This is a genomic window from Methylocella sp. CPCC 101449 (assembly GCF_031921685.1).
Classification (GTDB): Bacteria; Pseudomonadota; Alphaproteobacteria; order Rhizobiales; family Beijerinckiaceae; genus Terripilifer.
Window position 1 is genome coordinate 23,221 of record NZ_JAPDHU010000003.1, and the last position, 17,733, is coordinate 40,953.

General features: G+C 62.2%; 12 protein-coding genes. 4 read left to right on the plus strand and 8 right to left on the minus strand.

Annotated elements, in window-relative coordinates; all coding sequences use genetic code 11:
• Positions 1-28: 28 nt before the first annotated feature.
• The 3 genes from OIM99_RS20300 to OIM99_RS20310 form a co-directional block, all read right to left on the minus strand.
• Positions 29-568: a L,D-transpeptidase gene (locus tag OIM99_RS20300; protein ID WP_311852310.1), complete on the minus strand. Its 540-nt coding sequence runs from the start codon at positions 566-568 to the stop codon at positions 29-31.
• 213 nt (positions 569-781) lie between these two features.
• A complete protein-coding gene (locus OIM99_RS20305) occupies positions 782-1,675 on the minus strand; it encodes a hypothetical protein (RefSeq protein ID WP_311852311.1) in 894 nt (297 codons plus the stop codon).
• 171 nt (positions 1,676-1,846) lie between these two features.
• Entirely contained in the window at positions 1,847-2,950 is a 1,104-nt protein-coding gene (locus OIM99_RS20310; RefSeq protein ID WP_311852312.1) for a beta-eliminating lyase-related protein, read from the minus strand.
• A 201-nt stretch (positions 2,951-3,151) separates the two neighbouring features.
• Between OIM99_RS20310 and OIM99_RS20315 the strand changes: the two genes are divergently transcribed.
• From OIM99_RS20315 to OIM99_RS20325, 3 genes are all read left to right on the plus strand, one after another.
• The gene (locus tag OIM99_RS20315; protein ID WP_311852313.1) at positions 3,152-4,642 is read left to right on the plus strand and encodes a sensor domain-containing diguanylate cyclase; all 1,491 of its coding nucleotides are present in this window, start codon (positions 3,152-3,154) and stop codon (positions 4,640-4,642) included.
• Positions 4,643-5,187: 545 nt separating this feature from the next.
• Positions 5,188-9,846: a glutamate synthase large subunit gene (gene gltB, locus OIM99_RS20320; RefSeq protein WP_311852314.1), complete on the plus strand. Its 4,659-nt coding sequence runs from the start codon at positions 5,188-5,190 to the stop codon at positions 9,844-9,846.
• Between the two features lie 4 nt (positions 9,847-9,850).
• Complete coding sequence (locus OIM99_RS20325) at positions 9,851-11,266, plus strand: glutamate synthase subunit beta (protein WP_311852315.1); 1,416 nt, start codon at positions 9,851-9,853, stop codon at positions 11,264-11,266.
• 35 nt (positions 11,267-11,301) lie between these two features.
• Here the strand turns inward: OIM99_RS20325 and OIM99_RS20330 are convergent, their stop codons facing one another.
• Both OIM99_RS20330 and OIM99_RS20335 read right to left on the minus strand, forming a co-directional pair.
• Complete coding sequence (locus OIM99_RS20330; RefSeq protein ID WP_311852316.1) at positions 11,302-11,910, minus strand: GyrI-like domain-containing protein; 609 nt, start codon at positions 11,908-11,910, stop codon at positions 11,302-11,304.
• A 5-nt stretch (positions 11,911-11,915) separates the two neighbouring features.
• Positions 11,916-12,578 carry a metalloregulator ArsR/SmtB family transcription factor gene (locus tag OIM99_RS20335; protein ID WP_311852317.1) on the minus strand — a complete coding sequence of 221 codons (663 nt, stop codon included), beginning with the start codon at positions 12,576-12,578 and terminating at the stop codon, positions 11,916-11,918.
• A 109-nt stretch (positions 12,579-12,687) separates the two neighbouring features.
• Between OIM99_RS20335 and OIM99_RS20340 the strand changes: the two genes are divergently transcribed.
• Positions 12,688-14,133, plus strand: coding sequence for an MFS transporter (locus tag OIM99_RS20340; RefSeq protein ID WP_311852318.1), 1,446 nt, complete (start codon positions 12,688-12,690; stop codon positions 14,131-14,133).
• Positions 14,134-14,140: 7 nt separating this feature from the next.
• Here the strand turns inward: OIM99_RS20340 and trpS are convergent, their stop codons facing one another.
• From trpS to OIM99_RS20355, 3 genes are all read right to left on the minus strand, one after another.
• On the minus strand, positions 14,141-15,172 hold the full coding sequence (gene trpS / locus OIM99_RS20345; RefSeq protein ID WP_311852319.1) for a tryptophan--tRNA ligase: 1,032 nt from the start codon (positions 15,170-15,172) through the stop codon (positions 14,141-14,143).
• A 239-nt stretch (positions 15,173-15,411) separates the two neighbouring features.
• Positions 15,412-16,845 carry a homospermidine synthase gene (locus tag OIM99_RS20350; protein ID WP_311852320.1) on the minus strand — a complete coding sequence of 478 codons (1,434 nt, stop codon included), beginning with the start codon at positions 16,843-16,845 and terminating at the stop codon, positions 15,412-15,414.
• Positions 16,846-17,019: 174 nt separating this feature from the next.
• On the minus strand, positions 17,020-17,640 hold the full coding sequence (locus OIM99_RS20355; protein WP_311852321.1) for an N-acetyltransferase: 621 nt from the start codon (positions 17,638-17,640) through the stop codon (positions 17,020-17,022).
• Positions 17,641-17,733 lie beyond the last annotated feature (93 nt).

Genomic DNA, 17,733 nt, shown 5'->3' on the forward strand with positions numbered 1-17,733 from the left:
TCGTTTTTTGAAACGCGTCCCGTGTCGATCAGATCGCGACCACCGGCATGCCGACGCTGACCCGTTCGAACAGATCGATCACGTCTTCATTATACATGCGGATGCAGCCATAGGAGGCAGCCGTGCCGACCGAGTTGCGCATGGTGCGCGTCGTGCCGTGAATAGCGATTTCGCTGCGATCGAGCGTGATGGCGCGCGGTCCCATCGGATTGCCAGGAGCGCCGCCAGGGATGAGATCGGGCAGCTTCGGATTGTCGCGCTTGACCACGGCCGGCGGTGCCCAAGCCGGATTGACGAACTTGCCTTCCACATGCGCCCAGCCCGACCAGGCTTTGCCCGCCTTGCCGACCGCGACCGGATAGCGGATCGCCTGACCGTTGCCCAGCACCAGGAACAACCTGCGCTGGCGCAGGGAAATCACCATCGTACCTGCCGGATATTCGGCCGGGAAAGCGACGACATCATGTGCAGCAAGCGCCGGAGTTGCGACGGCGGCCGCTGCGGCAACACCACCACTCAACTGCAAAAACGCACGGCGCGACTGCGCGCCGGACAGAAGACCGACCATAACCCCAACCCCGTCGTGACCAGCTGACCGCAGGAGAAAAACGGCAAGCCGGATAATGTTGAATTGAACGGGGCGGACTATAGCACCAAGGTCGATGCAGTGGTGCAACACCTTGCTGAAAAGGTGAACAAAACCCTGTGCTACACGGCTTTGTGAAAGAATGCGGTCAGGAATGAGGCGGCGCTGAGCGCCGTCTCATCGTAACCCGAGAAACTACTCTAGTGGTGCGACGGGAACATCCGGTGTCGGCGTCGCAGGCTTAGCTGGCGGCGCGTCGAGCGGCGCGGCAGGCACATTGGACGCGGCCGCTGGCGGCTGGGACGTCGCCGGCGCTGTCGTTACGGGACCGCCGGGATAAACGACACGCGGCGCCGCAGCGGCCGGCTTGGTTTCAGGCTGGCTCGTTTCAGGCTTGGCCGCCTCCGGCTGCGGCAATACGGGTGTCGCGGGCTTCACCGGCTGAACGCTGTCACCGCGGGCCGGATCGGGACGCGCGGCTTGCGCGGGTCCTTGCGGGCGAGCTGCTGGCGGATTGCTTTCGCCAGGACGCATACGCGGCCCTTCACTCTCTGGCCGGGCGGCGGCGCGCGGCGGACGTGTCTGCGGGGCCGTGTGCGACTCCGGCCCAATGCCTGGCACGACATGCGGCGCTGATGGCATCGCCGGCGGTGGTGGAGCAACCGGCGCATCGCGATAGTCATTCGCGCGCGCCTCGTTGCGTGGCTGCGTCGTCAGCCGAGCGGAACGGACGATCTCGCCTTCAATGCCATCGACCACCAGCCGGAAGCGCTGGCCACGGCGATCCTGCGCGACGACGATATAGGTGCGACCGCTGCGCTGCATCTGGCCAATGACACGATAGCCATCATCGCGCAGGCTCTCGCGAATCTCGCCGGGCGATAGCATGTTCAGCGCCGGCGCCCGATAGCGCGGCGCATAGATCGGCGCATCGTCATAGTAGGGGTCAACCGGATAGGAATAGGTACGGTAGCCCCAATAGCCGTAAACCTGAGCCTGCGCCGGTGCCGCCGCGCCGACCAGGACGGTCGTCGCTGCCAGACCACCGAGCATGGCTGTGCGGGAAAGCATTCGCTTCAGAGCGGCCATTCAAGCCTCCTTTGGGGATGCACCCCACCGCTGTTGAACACGGCCGCAGGGCGCATCGACAAGTGAAATCGACAAGTGAACCTGCCTCAGACTTCGATTGTGAATGCGGCAAGGATAGGACGTCAGAGGCGTTTTTAGGAGGCATTGCTGGGTCTGGAATAGTGCCTCCGGTCAGTTTCCCGTATTAGCGGCGACAATCCCCACAAAACGGTCGATATCCGCCTCCCGGGTGACGAAAGAGGTTACCAAACGGACGAAAACCTCGTCTGGCGCCGGCCTCTCCTCGATGGCCAGCCTATCAGCGGACCAGGGGTAATAACGGGCGCCGGCCTGTTTGAGCGCCAGATCGGCGGTTCGCGGCAGAATGGCGAACACTTCATTGGCCTCGACAGGCCATGCGAGACGGACGCCGGAAATGACAGCCAAGGCCGTTGCCAGCCGTGTTGCACAGGCATTGGAATGACGCGCCAGATCGAGCCAATGATGATCGTCCAACCAGGCCAGCATCTGAGCAGCCAGGAAACGCCCTTTGGATAAAGTGTGCCCGCCACGCTTGCGCCGATAGGCAAAGTCGGCAGCCAGGGCTTTGTCGAAGAAGACGACGGCCTCGCAGGCAAAAGCCCCGTTCTTCGAGGCACCAAGCGACAAGACATCGACGCCAACACGCCATGTGATATCGGCTGGCGCGCAGCCTAAGGACGCCACCGCATTGGCGAAACGGGCACCATCCATATGCACGCGCATCGCACGCTCATGAGCAAGGGCGGCCAAACCTGAAATGTCCTTTGCACGATAAAGCGTTCCCGATTCGCTAGCTTGGGACAATGACAGAGCCGCCGGCTGCACCTGTTTGACCAAACCAGCCGGATAGGCGGCCAAGCTGGCGGCGAGCGCCGCCGGCGTGATCTTGCCGGCATCCCCGGAAATACCGATGAGCTTGGCGCCAGCCGAGAAAAACTCCGGCGCGCCACACTCATCATCCATGACGTGAGCATGAGCATGACAGAAAATCGCCCCATAGGGAGGCGTCAGCGCCGCAAGGGCGAGAGCGTTCGCCGCCGTGCCGCTTGCCAGCAGAAAAACCGCGCAGTCGCGCTCGAACACCTCGCTGATCCGCTCCTCGGCGCGGCGGGTGAACGGATCGGCACCATAGGCCGGCGCAACTCCATCGTTCGCCGCAACAAGCGCCTCCAGGACCTTGCTGGACGCACCGCTGGCATTGTCGCTGGCAAGGTCGAGGGAGGATGTTTCAATGGTCTGCATGGCTGCTGACATGCCCCACATTCCATGGTCCGAGCAATGACTTATGAAGGATTTTAACGGATTTCTGTGGCATCGGCGGCGGATAATCGCTAGATTAGAATACCTTATGCAGGCAGGGCGCCATCCGTTCCGCCGCCTGCCTAGAAAGGGAGCTGGCACATCACCTCCGGAAGCATTACGCCGCGCCTTGAGCCGGCGGCAGAAAACATCAACATGCCGCGGGGCGATGATGCGGAAATGTTCGATCTCGCGCCCGTCTCGCTATGGTTGGAAGACTATTCCGGACTGCGGACCCATTTCGATGGCTTGCGCGCACAAGGCGTCGCGGATTTGCGCGCCTACCTCCGCGAGGATCGCGAACGCATACGAACCTGTTCGGCGCACCTTCGTGTCATCAAGGTCAACCGCAAAACCTTGAACCTGTTCGAAGCGGCCGATCTCGAAACTCTGACCGCGAACATCCATCACGTTTTCCGCGACGATATGTTCGACACCCATGTTGAGGAATTGGCACAGCTTTGGGATGGCCATAGCCATTTCCACAGCACGAGCGTCAACTATTCCCTTTCTGGCCGCCGGATCGACATTCAACTGAAAGGCTCGATTCTCCCGGGCTACGAGAACGACTGGCGACGCGTGTTGGTCGCCATCGAGGACGTAACCGAGCGCGAAACCGCTCGGCGCGCTTTGACGGTCAGCGAAGCCTATGCGCGTGGCCTGTTCGCCCATTCGCCCGTGTCGCTTTGGGTGGAAGATTTCAGCGCCATTCGCCGACTTCTGGAAGAAATCCGCTTCCGCGGCATCACCGATTTCCGCGTCTTTACCGACGTACATCCTGAATTCGTCGAACGCTGCATGAGCGAGATTCGCGTCATCGACATCAATCAGCAGACCCTGCACATCTTCGGTGCGCCCAACAAAGCCGTTTTGCTGCAACGCCTCGACGAAGTCTTCCGCGACGACATGCGGCAGAATTTCCGCGAGCAATTGATTGATCTCTGGGACGGCAAGCTGTTTCAGCAGCGTGAGGTGCTGAACTATTCTCTCGATGGCGCCGAGATCCATTTCTACATGCAGTTCTCGGTATTGCCCGGTCACGAGAAAGACTGGTCCTTGGTGCAGGTCGCCCTCACCGACATCACTGCGCGCAAGAAAGCCGAAGCCTATCTCGAATATCTCGGCAAGCACGATGTTTTGACCAAGCTTTACAATCGCTCCTTCTATGTCGACGAATTGCATCGGCTGGAGCGCAAGGGTCCAACGCCGGTCACCATCGTTATGGCCGATCTCGACGGCTTGAAAATCGTCAACGATCAACTCGGCCACGCCGCAGGCGACACGCTGCTTGCCCGCATGGGCGAAGTCCTGTGCAAGCTCGTCGAAAAGCCGAACCACGCGGCGCGAATCGGCGGCGACGAATTCGCCGTCCTGCTGCCCGGCGCCGACGAGGCTGTCGGCCAGAAATTGACGGACGATATCAATGCCCTGGTCGAACTGAACAATCAGTATTACGGAGAGCCCCGCCTCAGCCTGTCGATCGGTGCCGCCACCAGCCGGTCCGGTGAACGGCTGGAGGTGACGATCAAACGCGCCGATGACCATATGTATGAAGTGAAACGGTCCCGATATACGCAGCCCGGCCACGACCGTCGGCGACGGCCGGAACGCCTCGTTGGGAGCCAGGCAGAGAGCGACGCCTCATAAATCGGCGCCGCTTGCCTCTGCCCCGTTTCTCGCCAATTTGCCCGTTTCGCGTCCATACGACGCTATAATTATCCCCGTGCCAACGGCTTCACCCACTTGTAAGCTCGGGGTAAATCTGCCATGTTCGCGCGCCCTGGATAGGACAGCTATGCTGACCATTTAGGCGAAAGGGCATCGGTCCTTGAAATTGCTGGCGAAAAGGATGGCGCGAGGCGGCCATCTCGAAGCGCCGATCTATGGGTATGGCAACCGGCGGCCAGCAAGTGGCCGGGATTAGGGATGTCAATCGCATCACCGGGTCTGGAGCGGGGGATGATAGGGCGTATGTGGCGAAAACGGTTCGGCGATGTCCGGCGAAAACCCGCCGGTCGGGGACCGCGAACGCGCGTCCCTTGCAATTGATCTAATTCTGATTTCGCCCCATTTACATTGGCAAGATTTTTCCAGGTGTGACCGACAAGCAAACAGTCTGCGCATGAGCGACAGATGATTTGTCAAGTGATCTGGATAAGCGATCTGGCCAGCACAGTTTCCGGAGCAGCGCCATGAACGGCCAGTACTTTGACCCCGCCCTCCCCCGTGCCCAGGGCCTCTATGACCCGTCGAAGGAACATGATTCCTGCGGCGTTGGCTTCGTCGCCCGCCTCGACAACGTCAAGACCAACGACGTCGTCGCCATGGGTCTACAGATTCTCTTGAATATCGACCATCGCGGCGCCGTCGGAGCTGATCCGAAGCTCGGCGACGGCTGCGGTATCCTGACCCAGATCCCGCATGAATTTTTCGGCCCCGAATGCGCCAAGATCGGCTTCAACTTGCCCGCCGCCCAGCATTACGGCATCGGCCAGTTCTTCATGCCGCAGAATGCCGGCGTGCGCGCCGAGATCGAAGCCATCGTCAATCGTTCGATCGAGGAAGAAGGCCTGACCCTGCTCGGCTGGCGCGATGTGCCCGTCGACAACTCAGACCTCGGCGAAGCCGTGAAGGCCGTCGAACCCGTGATGCGCCAAGTCTTCGTCGGCCGCGGCCCCGGTGTGCGCGATGACGACGATTTCGAACGCAAGCTCTATATCGCGCGCAAGGTAATCTCGGGCGCGGTGATCGCGTTGTCCAATTCAGATGCTGCCGAATTTTATGCAGTGTCGATGTCGTGCCGCACCATTGTCTACAAGGGCATGGTGCTGGTCTCACAGCTCGGCGACTATTACACCGATCTCAAGGACCAGCGTTACGGCAGCGCCTTAGCGCTGGTGCATCAGCGCTTCGCCACCAATACGTTCCCGTCCTGGCGCCTGGCGCATCCCTACCGCATGGTCGCCCACAACGGCGAGATCAACACCTTGCGCGGCAACGTCAACTGGATGGCGGCGCGTCAGGCTTCGGTTGAATCGAAGCTCTACGGCAACAACATTTCGAAGCTCTGGCCGATCTCCTACGAGGGTCAGTCGGACACCGCTTGCTTCGACAATGCACTCGAATTCCTCGTTCAGGGCGGCTATTCGCTCGCCCATGCGGCGATGATGCTGATCCCGGAAGCCTGGGCCGGCAATCCGCTGATGAGCGAAGACCGCCGCGCCTTCTACGAATACCACGCCGCCCTGATGGAACCGTGGGACGGCCCCGCCGCCATGGCCTTCACCGACGGCCGCCAGATCGGCGCCACGTTGGACCGTAACGGCCTGCGCCCTGCCCGCTACATCGTCACCGATGACGGCCTCGTGGTCATGTCGTCGGAAGTCGGCGTGCTGCCGATCCCGGAAGAGAAGATCGTCACCAAGTGGCGCCTGCAGCCGGGCAAGATGCTCCTCGTCGACCTCGAAAAGCACGCCATCATCTCCGACGACGAGATGAAGGCGACCATGGCCAGCGCCCATCCCTACAAGACCTGGCTCGACCGCACCCAGATCGTGCTGGAAGACTTGTCACCAATGGAACCGCGCGCGCCGCGCACCGACGTGTCGCTGCTCGATCGCCAGCAGGCGTTCGGCTACACCCAGGAAGATCTGGCCATTCTGCTCGCGCCGATGGCGATCACTGGCGAGGAAGCAACCGGTTCCATGGGCACCGACACGCCGATCTCGGCCATGTCGGACCAGTCGAAGCTGCTCTACACCTATTTCAAGCAGAACTTCGCGCAGGTGACGAACCCGCCGATCGACCCGATCCGCGAACAGCTCGTCATGAGCCTGGTGTCCTTCATCGGTCCGCGCCCCAACCTGCTCGATCTTGAAGGCACTTCGAAGCGCAAGCGTCTCGAAGTGCGCCAGCCGATCCTCACCAACGAGGATCTGGAGAAGATCCGCAACATCGGCATGATCGAAGAGACCTTCGATACCCGCACGCTCGACATCACCTATGCCGCCGATCGCGGCGCCGAGGCGATGGAAGCGATGTTGGAGCGCCTGTGCCAGCGCGCCGAGGATGCCGTGCGCGGCGTCTACAACATCATCATCCTGTCCGACCGCATGACCGGCCCGGACCGCATTCCGATCCCAGCACTGCTGGCAACGGCGGCTGTCCACCATCACTTGATCCGCAAGGGCCTGCGCACCTCGGTCGGTCTCGTCGTCGAGACCGGTGAAGCCAGAGAAGTGCACCACTTCGCCTGTCTCGCCGGGTATGGCGCCGAAGCGATCAACCCCTATCTCGCTTTCGAAACCCTCGCCGCCATGGCCGAGGATTTCCCCGAGGAGGTGGACGAAGACGAAGTCGTCAAGCGCTTCATCAAGTCGATCGGCAAGGGCCTTCTCAAGGTCATGTCGAAGATGGGCATTTCGACCTACCAGTCCTATTGCGGCGCGCAGATTTTCGACGCCGTCGGCCTGTCGCAACGTTTCGTCGACCGCTATTTCACCGGCACAGCCACGCGCATCGGTGGTGTCGGCCTTGATGAAGTCTCCCAGGAGAGCATCAAGCGCCATGCGGACGCTTTCGGCGACTCGCCCGTCTATCGCACCATGCTGCATGTCGGCGGCGACTATGCCTTCCGCTTCCGTGGTGAGGCCCATTCCTGGTCGCCGCAATCGGTGTCGCTGCTGCAGCATGCAGTGCGCGGCAACGCGCAGGATCAGTATCGCGCCTATGCCAAGCTGCTCAACGAACAGGACGAGCGGCTGCTGACGATCCGCGGTCTCTTCCGCGTTAAGTCGGCGGAAGAAGATGGCCGCAAGCCCGTGCCGCTTGAGGAAGTGGAATCGGCCAAGGATATCGTCAAGCGTTTCGCCACTGGCGCCATGTCCTATGGCTCGATCTCGCGCGAGGCGCACACGACGCTCGCCATCGCCATGAACCGGATCGGCGGCAAGTCGAACACCGGTGAAGGCGGCGAAGAGGTGGATCGCTTCACGCCGCTGCCCAATGGCGATTCGATGCGCTCGGCCATCAAGCAGGTGGCATCCGGCCGCTTCGGCGTGACGACGGAATATCTCGTCAACTCCGACATGATGCAGATCAAGATGGCCCAGGGCGCCAAGCCCGGCGAAGGCGGCCAGCTCCCCGGCCACAAGGTCGACGCGGTCATCGCCAAGGTGCGCCATTCAACACCTGGCGTTGGCCTGATCTCGCCGCCGCCGCACCATGACATCTATTCGATCGAAGATCTGGCCCAGCTCATCTACGATCTGAAGAACGTCAATCCGGCGGCGCAAGTCTCCGTCAAGCTCGTCTCGGAAGTCGGCGTCGGCACGGTTGCCGCTGGCGTTTCCAAGGGCCGCGCCGATCACGTGACGATTTCCGGCTATGAAGGTGGCACCGGCGCTTCGCCGCTGACCTCGATCAAGCACGCCGGCAGCCCGTGGGAAATCGGCCTAGCCGAAACCCATCAGACCCTCGTCCTCAACCGGCTGCGTTCGCGCATCACGGTGCAGGTCGACGGTGGCCTGCGGACGGGCCGCGACGTCATCGTGGGCGCTCTGCTCGGCGCCGACGAGTTCGGCTTCGCCACCGCACCGCTGGTCGCTGCTGGTTGCATCATGATGCGCAAGTGCCATCTCAACACCTGTCCGGTTGGCGTCGCCACCCAGGATCCGGTGTTGCGCAAGCGCTTCGTCGGCCAGCCCGAGCATGTCATCAACTTCTTCTTCTTCATCGCTGAGGAAGTGCGCGAGATCATGGCCTCGTTGGGTTATCGCACCTTCAACGAGATGATCGGCCAGATGCAGATGCTCGATCGCTCGAAGGTGGATGCCCATTGGAAGACCAAGGGCCTCGACTTCAGCCGCCTGTTCCACAAGCCGGAAGCGGCCAAGGGCGATGGCATCTACAAGCAGATCGATCAGGATCACGGCCTAGAGAAGGTGCTCGACCGTCGGCTCATCGCCGCGGCGCGTTCCGCCATCGATGAGATGCAGCCGGTCATTATCGAAGAGACGATCCGCAACGTCGATCGCACGACCGGTGCCATGCTGTCGGGCGAGATCGCCAAGAAATACGGCCATGACGGCCTGCCCGACGACACCATTCACGTGAAGCTGAACGGCACCGCCGGCCAGAGCTTCGGTGCGTGGACGGCGCGCGGCGTGACGCTCGAACTCGAAGGCCAGGCCAACGACTATGTCGGCAAGGGTCTGTCGGGTGGCCGCATCATCATCTATCCGTCAGCCCAGTCGACCAAGATCGTGCCGCATGAATCGATCATCGTCGGCAATACCGTGCTCTACGGCGCCATCGCGGGCGAATGCTACTTCCGTGGCGTCGCCGGCGAGCGCTTCGCGGTCCGCAACTCCGGCGCCATCGCCGTCGTTGAGGGCACCGGCGATCACGGTTGCGAATATATGACGGGCGGCATCGTCGTCGTCATCGGCCAGACCGGTCGCAATTTCGCGGCCGGCATGTCGGGTGGCATCGCCTATGTGCTCGACGAGGACAACAACTTCGCCAAGCGCTGTAACCTTGCCATGGTCGAACTGGAATCGGTCGCCGAGGAAGAGGAGCTCAACCAGCGCCTCCATCACCAGGGCGGCGATTTGCAGGTGCATGGCCGGGTCGATGTGATGAACGACATGACGCGCTTCGATGCGGAGCGTCTGCATCAGCTCATTTCCAACCACCTGCGCTACACCGGCTCGAGCCGGGCGAAGGACATTCTCGATAACTGGGACGCCTATAAGGGCAAGTTCCGCAAGGTCATGCCGGTCGAATATCGCCGCGCCCTCAACGAAATGTTGGCGCAGCAGCCGGCGGCCGCGCTCGCGGCGGGGGAGTAATCCGATGGGTAAGGTAACGGGTTTTCTCGAGATCGATCGGCAGGACCGCAAGTACGCGCCTGCCTCCGATCGCATCCGCCACTATCGCGAATTCGTCATTCCTCTCTCCGAGGAAACGACGCGCGATCAGGCGGCACGCTGCATGAACTGCGGCATTCCCTATTGTCACAACGGCTGTCCGGTGAACAACCAGATCCCGGACTGGAACGACCTCGCCTACAAGGGCGAGTGGCAGGAGGCCCTGCGCAACCTGCATTCGACCAATAACTTCCCCGAAGTGACGGGCCGTGTCTGTCCGGCACCGTGCGAGGAATCCTGCACGCTCAATCTGGAAAGCACGCCGGTCACCATCAAGACGATCGAATGCGCCATCGTCGATCGTGGCTGGAAGGAAGGCTGGATCAAGCCGGAGCCGGCCAAGCAGCAGACCGGCAAGAAGGTCGCCGTCGTCGGCTCAGGCCCGTCGGGCCTCGCCGCCGCGCAGCAACTGGCCCGCGCCGGCCACGACGTGCATGTCTACGAGAAGCATGCCAAGGCCGGTGGCCTGCTGCGCTACGGTATTCCTGACTTCAAGATGGAAAAGCACTACATCGACCGCCGCGTCGCGCAGATGACGGCGGAAGGCGTGACCTTCCATTACAACGCTCATGTCGGCGTCACCCTGCCGATCGAGGAACTGACCGCGCAATATGATGCCGTCATACTGGCTGGCGGCGCGGAAAAGCCGCGTGATCTGCCGATCCCCGGCCGCGATCTCAGCGGCGTCCATTTTGCGATGGATTTCCTGCCGCAGCAGAACCGCCGCGTCTCGCACGAAGCGCCGACGACCAACGATCCGATCCTGGCCAGCGGCAAGCATGTCGTCGTCATCGGCGGCGGCGACACCGGCTCCGACTGCATCGGCACGTCGATCCGTCAGGGCGCTCTGTCGGTGACGCAGATCGAAATCATGCCGCGCCCGCCGGAGAAGGAAAACAAGCTGCTGGTATGGCCGGATTGGCCGCTGAAGCTGCGCACGTCCTCCTCCCAGCAGGAAGGCGCGGAACGTGACTTCGCCGTCAATACCGTCGAATTCACTGGCCATGGCGTGGTCAAGAAGTTGCGCTGCGTGCGGGTGGACCCGAAGTTCCAGCCGATCGCCGGTACCGAATTCGACCTCAAGGCCGATCTCGTTCTTCTGGCCATGGGCTTCGTTTCGCCCGTCCACGAAGGCATGATCGACAGCCTCGGCGTGAAGAAGGATGCGCGCGGCAACGTCGCCGCCGACACGCTTCAGTACAAGTCGTCGGTGGAGAAGGTCTTCGCTTGCGGCGACATGCGTCGCGGCCAGTCGCTCGTCGTCTGGGCCATTCGCGAAGGCCGCCAGTGCGCCCATTCGGTCGACAAGTTCCTGATGGGCAAGACCCTGCTGCCGCGCTGAGCGGCAGCCAATTTCAACAGATCACCGTCAGCCCGTCATTGCACGGGCTGACGCAAAATCGTCTTCAATTTCTCTGGCGCCGTCTTGCGCGCATCGCTGAGATAGATCTCGTGATGCTTGCCGCTCATGACCAAACCGTTTGCCGGCAGAAATTCCTCGTGCAGCCGTTGCAACACCGGCCCCTCATCGTCGTAAGAACCGATATGCAGGGTCTGAACACAGCGCCCTTCCAGAAACGTTTCAAACCGTAGCCGGTCGATCGCCTCCGACGCGCCTTTCTTGCGCTGGGTCTCGATCGCTTGCGCGACCATCGCCTGATCGATCCAGTCCGGCTGCCCTATCATCATCGTCCATCGCCAGACATCTTTCGCCCTGGTGCGGAACGTACTCATATCATCCGCCCACCACAGACCTTCAAGGGGGCGCACCACATAGTCCTTGGCCAAGGTTTTCTTACTGGCGAATTTCAACGCATAGGAGACGGGATAAAGCGCTTCGAGGGCTGCTTTGTAGCTTTGCGCCGAATTGGGATCTCCCTGGCCGTCGATCATCAAAAACTGTAACGGCGGCACGTCAACGATGGTGAACTTGCCCTTCGCTGGAGCGTAAAGATCTTTCCGCTCGATCTTGATATCGCTCTTCACGATAGCTAGCGCGCGCGGATGCGATAAGCGCACCGCCGCGCGCCCTTCACGATATGCTCGGTCCGTTCGATCGAGCACTTCGGCCCCAACATTTCCTGAAAGATGCTGAGCTCGGCCCGACAAAAATCTTGGCATGCGGTCGCGGCCGCGCAGATCGGACAATGATTTTCGATCAGGAACCAGCCGTCACCATCTTCGGCCGGCCGCCATTCGGCCATATAGCCCTCCCGGCTTCGGATCGCGACCAGAGCCGCGATACGCGCTTCAAGGCCATCTATCTTGGCAAGCGCCGCGCTATAGGCCGCGCGCGTTTCATCTTCACGGGCGCTGATGACGCGATCGAGTGCGTCCTTGCCAAGAACGTCGCGCAAATTGCGCAGCAAGCTGACGGTCAGTTCCGCATGGGTATCGGGAAAGCGGGCATGCCCCCGGTCGGTCAGCCGCCAAAACTGCGACGGACGGCCAACGCCCCGCGCAACGGCCTCGGTCTCGACCAATCCATCGCCAGCGAGCTTCATCAATTGCTGCCGGGCGTTCTCACCCGTCGTGCCAAGCGCTTGTCCCAGATCGGCGGCGGTTTGCGGTCCGCGCGTTTTGAGCAGCACAAGCAACCGGTCCGCCACGGGGCGGAGGGAAAGGCGCTCATTTTCCAAGTCAATATTTGACATATTTTCCGATCGGATATATTCCAAGCATGAACTTGATATATAGTTACTGACGTCCTTTTGCAACTGTCCTCCGCAGCCGGCATATGGATGTCCGGCGAAGGAGTCTGCGATGAAGGATCAGCACGTCGGCTGGGGCGTCTTGTTCTCGGGCAAGAACGGCATCCGCTCGCTGGCCCTGGCCGGCGGCGTCGGTCTCCACGCGATCAATGTCTATGTCGCGACCACAATCCTCCCCTCGGTCGTCAATGATATAGGCGGCCTCGACTATTACGCCTGGAATACCACCCTCTTCGTCGTCGCTTCCATCCTGGGATCGGCGCTATCAGCCCGGCTGTTGCAGGCCAGCGGCCCTCGGGGCGCCTATACCATCGCCGCGCTGATCTTTGGTCTCGGCACGCTCCTTTGCGCGGCCGCGCCCAACATGCCGGTCATGCTGGTTGGCCGTTTTGTCCAAGGCTTGGGCGGCGGCTTCCTCTTCGCCCTCGCCTACGCGATGATCCGTATCGTCTTCGAAGAAGCGCAATGGCCGCGTGCCATGGCGCTCGTCTCCGGAATGTGGGGCATCGCAACACTGGTTGGCCCTGCCGTCGGCGGCATTTTCGCCGAGATCGGCGCTTGGCGCGCCGCCTTCTGGTCGATGCTGCCCGTCATCGCGCTCTTCGCTTTCCTGGCCTTCACCGTTTTGCCAAGCAAGAACCGCGATCAAAGCGAGCGCACCGGCCTGCCCTTCGCGCAACTGAGCTTGCTCACCCTTGCGGTCTTCGCCGTCTCCCTCGGCAGCATCTGGCAAGAGCTCGCCTGGAATGGCGTTGGCATCGCCGTCGCGCTCGTCTTCCTCGCCGTGTTTGGCATCGTGGAACGTAAAGCTCGGCAACGATTGCTGCCGCGTGGCGCCTTCGACATGACCAAACCCCTGGGCCTGGTGCTGGCGATGATGGCCTTGCTGTCGATCTCTGTGACGGTGACGGAGATTTTCGTGCCACTCTTCCTGCAGGTTCTGCACGGACAGCAGCCGCTCGCCGCCGGCTATATCACCGCCGCCATGGCAGCAGGCTGGACGACAGGCGCCATCACCAGTTCAAGTGCGCGCGGCCGTGGCGCCGATCGCGCGATCTTTCTCGCGCCTCTCATCTCGCTGATAGGCATGATCCTGCTGGCCCTCCTCTCGCCCTGGCCGACCAGAGGCGAATGGATTCCGCTGACGGTTATCACCTTGTCTTTGCTGACAGTCGGCGCTGGCGTTGGCATCGGCTGGCCGCATCTGCTGACCCGCGTGCTGCAAGTGGCACCAGCCGACGAAAAGGACCGTGCCTCGGCGTCGATCACGACCGTGCAACTCGTCGCCACCGCGCTTTGCGCACCGATCGCCGGCATGGTCGCCAATCTGGCAGGTCTCACCGACCCCGGTGGGGTCACCGGCACATCGAGCGCTGCCTTCTGGCTCTTCGCCGTCTTTGCTTTGGCGCCAGCGATCGCATTGCTCGCCGCCATCAATATCATGAGACGGCGCCAGCGTCCGGCCATAGCCGCTCTGCCACGACCATCGCAAAGCTAGCGGCCCGTCAGATCCAAGCGAAAAGCCCCAGCCCCGCGTGCACATCCGCCTGCGTGGCTGCGGTCACCTCCCGCGCCCGTGCGGTGCCGGCCCGCAGGATGTCCATCACCGTATCGCGGTCGCGCGCCAGGACCGCGCGGCGCTCGCGGATCGGCCCAAGCAGATCGCGCAGCAATTGCTCCAGCCGCCGCTTCAAGGCCACGTCACCAAGGCCGCCACGGCGATAGTGCGCTTTTAAATCCGCCACCGCTTCGACATCCGGATCGAAGGCATCGAGATAGGTGAAGACCACATTGCCTTCGACCGTGCCGGGATCGCTGACGCGCAGATGATTAGGATCGGTGTACATGCGGTTCACCGCGTCCGCGATCTCAGCGTCTGAGGCGGAAAGCGCGATGGCATTACCCAGCGACTTACTCATCTTCGCCTTGCCGTCGACACCCGGCAGCCGCCCCACCTGCGGGATCAAAGCCTTTGCTTCGACGAGCACCTCACGCCCCATTTGTCGGTTCAGCCTGCGCACGATTTCGTTGGTCTGTTCAATCATCGGCAGTTGATCTTCGCCGACCGGCACCACCGTCGCTTTGAAGGCGGTGATGTCAGCCGCCTGCGCCGCCGGATAGCAGAGAAAGCCCGCCGGAATATCGCGGCCAAACCCACGCATCTTGATTTCATCCTTCACCGTCGGATTGCGCTCCAGCCGCGAGACAGTGACGAAGTTGAGATAGAGCATGGTCAGCTCGGCCAGCACGGGCAGCGCCGATTGCACACAGATCGTCGTAACCAACGGATCGATGCCGACAGCAAGATAATCGGTGGCGACCTCCAGCACATTGCGCGTCACTTTGGCGGGATCGTTGGCGTTATCGGTCAACGCCTGCGCATCGGCGAGCAACAGGAACTGCCTGTGGCTGTGCTGCAGGGCGACACGATTACGCAGGGACCCGGCGTAATGGCCAAGATGCAGCGGCCCAGTGGTGCGGTCGCCGGTGAGGATGACGGGTTTATCTGAAGAGCTAGGCGTGGGCTGAATGGACATCGGTGTCTCCTGAAAAGGGGAGCCGCCGCAATGTCGAACGTCAGAAACCAATCCGTGTCGCCAAAACGGCGGCACGGTCGCGCATGAACGACAGGCCGCTCCCTAGAGGGAGCGCCACCAGCAAAGAAAGAGCTGCGCCGGTTTGTTCATAGCGGCGTTGTCATAGCAGGCGCCGCCGCCCGGGCCAAGAGGTGGCCAAGATAGCCCCTGGCGCGGCGAACCGCGCCAGGGAGAGATTTTTAGCGCACCAGCACGTTGCGGAACTGCCACGGATCGCTGGTGTCGATGTCCTCTGGGAAGAAGCCCGGGCGACCTTCCAGCGGCGTCCAGTCGGTGTAAACGCCGACGACCGGGCCGAGATAGGGCAACTGCACTTCGAGGCAACGGCGATAGTCCATCTCGTCCGCCTCGACGATGCCGGCGGTCGGATTTTCCAGCGCCCAGACCATGCCGGCGAGCACGGCCGAAGTCACCTGCATGCCCGTCGCATTCTGATAGGGCGCGATGCGGCGCGTTTCCTCGACCGAGAGCTGCGAACCATACCAATAGGCATTCTTGCCGTGGCCGTAGAGCAGCACGCCGAGTTCATCGATGCCATCGACAATCTCGTCTTCTTCGAGGATGTGCACCTTGTCCTGCACCTTGCCGCCCTGGCCGAACATTTCATGCAGGCTCAGCACCGCGTCATTGCACGGATGATAGGCGTAATGGCAGGTCGGCCGGAACACCAGCTTGCCGGCCGCGTCGCGCACGGTGAAATAGTCGGAAATCGAGATCGACTCGTTGTGCGTGACGAGGAAGGCATATTGCGCCTGCGCCGTCGGCGTCCAGGAACGCACGCGCGTGTTGGCGCCCGGCTGCAGCAGGAAAATCGCTGCGCCACAGCCTTCCGCATGGGTGCGGCCGTTCTCCGGCATCCACTTCTCGTGCGTGCCCCAGCCCAGTTCCGCCGGCTGCAGGCCTTCCGACACGAAGCCTTCGACCGACCAGGTGTTGACGAAGACGCGCGGCGGCTTCGGCGTTTTGGCACGCTGCGTATCGCGCTCGGCGATGTGTACACCCTTGACGCCCAATTGCTGCATCATCTGGCCCCAGCCTTCGCGCGTCGTCGGCGTCGGAATGCTGAGCTTGAGATCGGCCGCCAGGTTGATCAGCGCCTGCTTGACGAACCACGACACCATGCCGGGGTTGGCGCCGCAGGTTGAAACCGCGGTCGGACCACCCGGATTGCGTCGCTTGGCCGCCAGCAGGGTCTCGCGCAGCGCGTAGTTGGTGCGCGCTTCCGGACCCTTGCTCTTGTCGAAATAGAAGCCCGGCCACGGCTCGACCACGGTATCGACATAGAGCGCGCCGATCTCACGGCAGAACTCCATGATGTCGACGGAACCGGTGTCGACCGACAGGTTGACGCAGAAGCCTTGGCCACCGCCGGCCGTCAGCAACGGCCCCAGCAGGGTGCGGTAGTTTTCCTTTGTCACGGCCTGATGCAGGAACTTGATGCCCCGCTCGTCGAGCAGGCGGCGGTCCGCATCGTCGGGCGCGATGACGACGAATTTCGACTTATCGAATTTAAAATGCCGTTCGATCAGCGGCAGGGTTCCCCGGCCGATCGAGCCAAAGCCGATCATTACGATCGCGCCATCAATCCGGCCATGCACGGGCCAATCCGTCATTTGTCTGACTCCTGAAATTTTCTGGGAAATAGCGAGCTCAGATGACGAGCTCATATCTTCGGGAAAGCCGGCCCCACGGGAGCCAGGCGGATTTGCTGCCAAAAAGCAAACCGCACCGTCACGGTCAATGAAAATTGGCCGGAACGGTGCGGGTGGAGTTACAGCCGGCTCAAACTAGGCCGCGCGACGAACATCCCTCGCAGACGCCGGCGCGAGGAGGCAACCACGCGCGCCGGCCAGAGTGCCCGGTTTCAGTTCAAGCCCCAGAAAACGGGCCCGGTCGACCGGACCGGGCATGTCGAGCGCACCCGTCAGTGCGGCCGAAAAGCCAAACCGCTGATAATAGGCCTCATCGCCGACCAGCAGGATGGCACCATGGCCCCGCGCCGCGGCGCGAGCGATCGCCTCGCGCATCAGCATGCCGCCGATCCCCAGCGCCCTGTCCTTGGCCTTGACCGCCAGTGGGCCGAGCAGCAGCGCCGGACGCCCCTCGGCGTCGCGCACGTGCCACAAGCGCACGCTCCCGACGATCTCACGATCGACGGTGGCGACGAGCGCCAGACCGCGCGCCGGGGCCTGACCTTCACGCAGACGCTCGCTCGACTTCAACCGCCGGCCAAGGCCCATGGCGGCATCGAGCAGCGCTTCACGCGCGTCAAGGTCAGCCGCGCGCTCCTCACGGATGACGACGCGACGGCGGTCTGGCAGTGCCCGCAGCGACGCTGCGGCAACCGGGGCATGTCCGGCAACGGCCGGCACGGAAACGCATTCGGAAACAGGGGTAGCCAAGGTCATCCGATCCTCCTCGAGGAGATCAGGCGAGCCTCGCACCCCCGGCAAATTTTCATCTGCGCGGGGGCCGTTCGGTACTGGGAAACGATCGGCGCG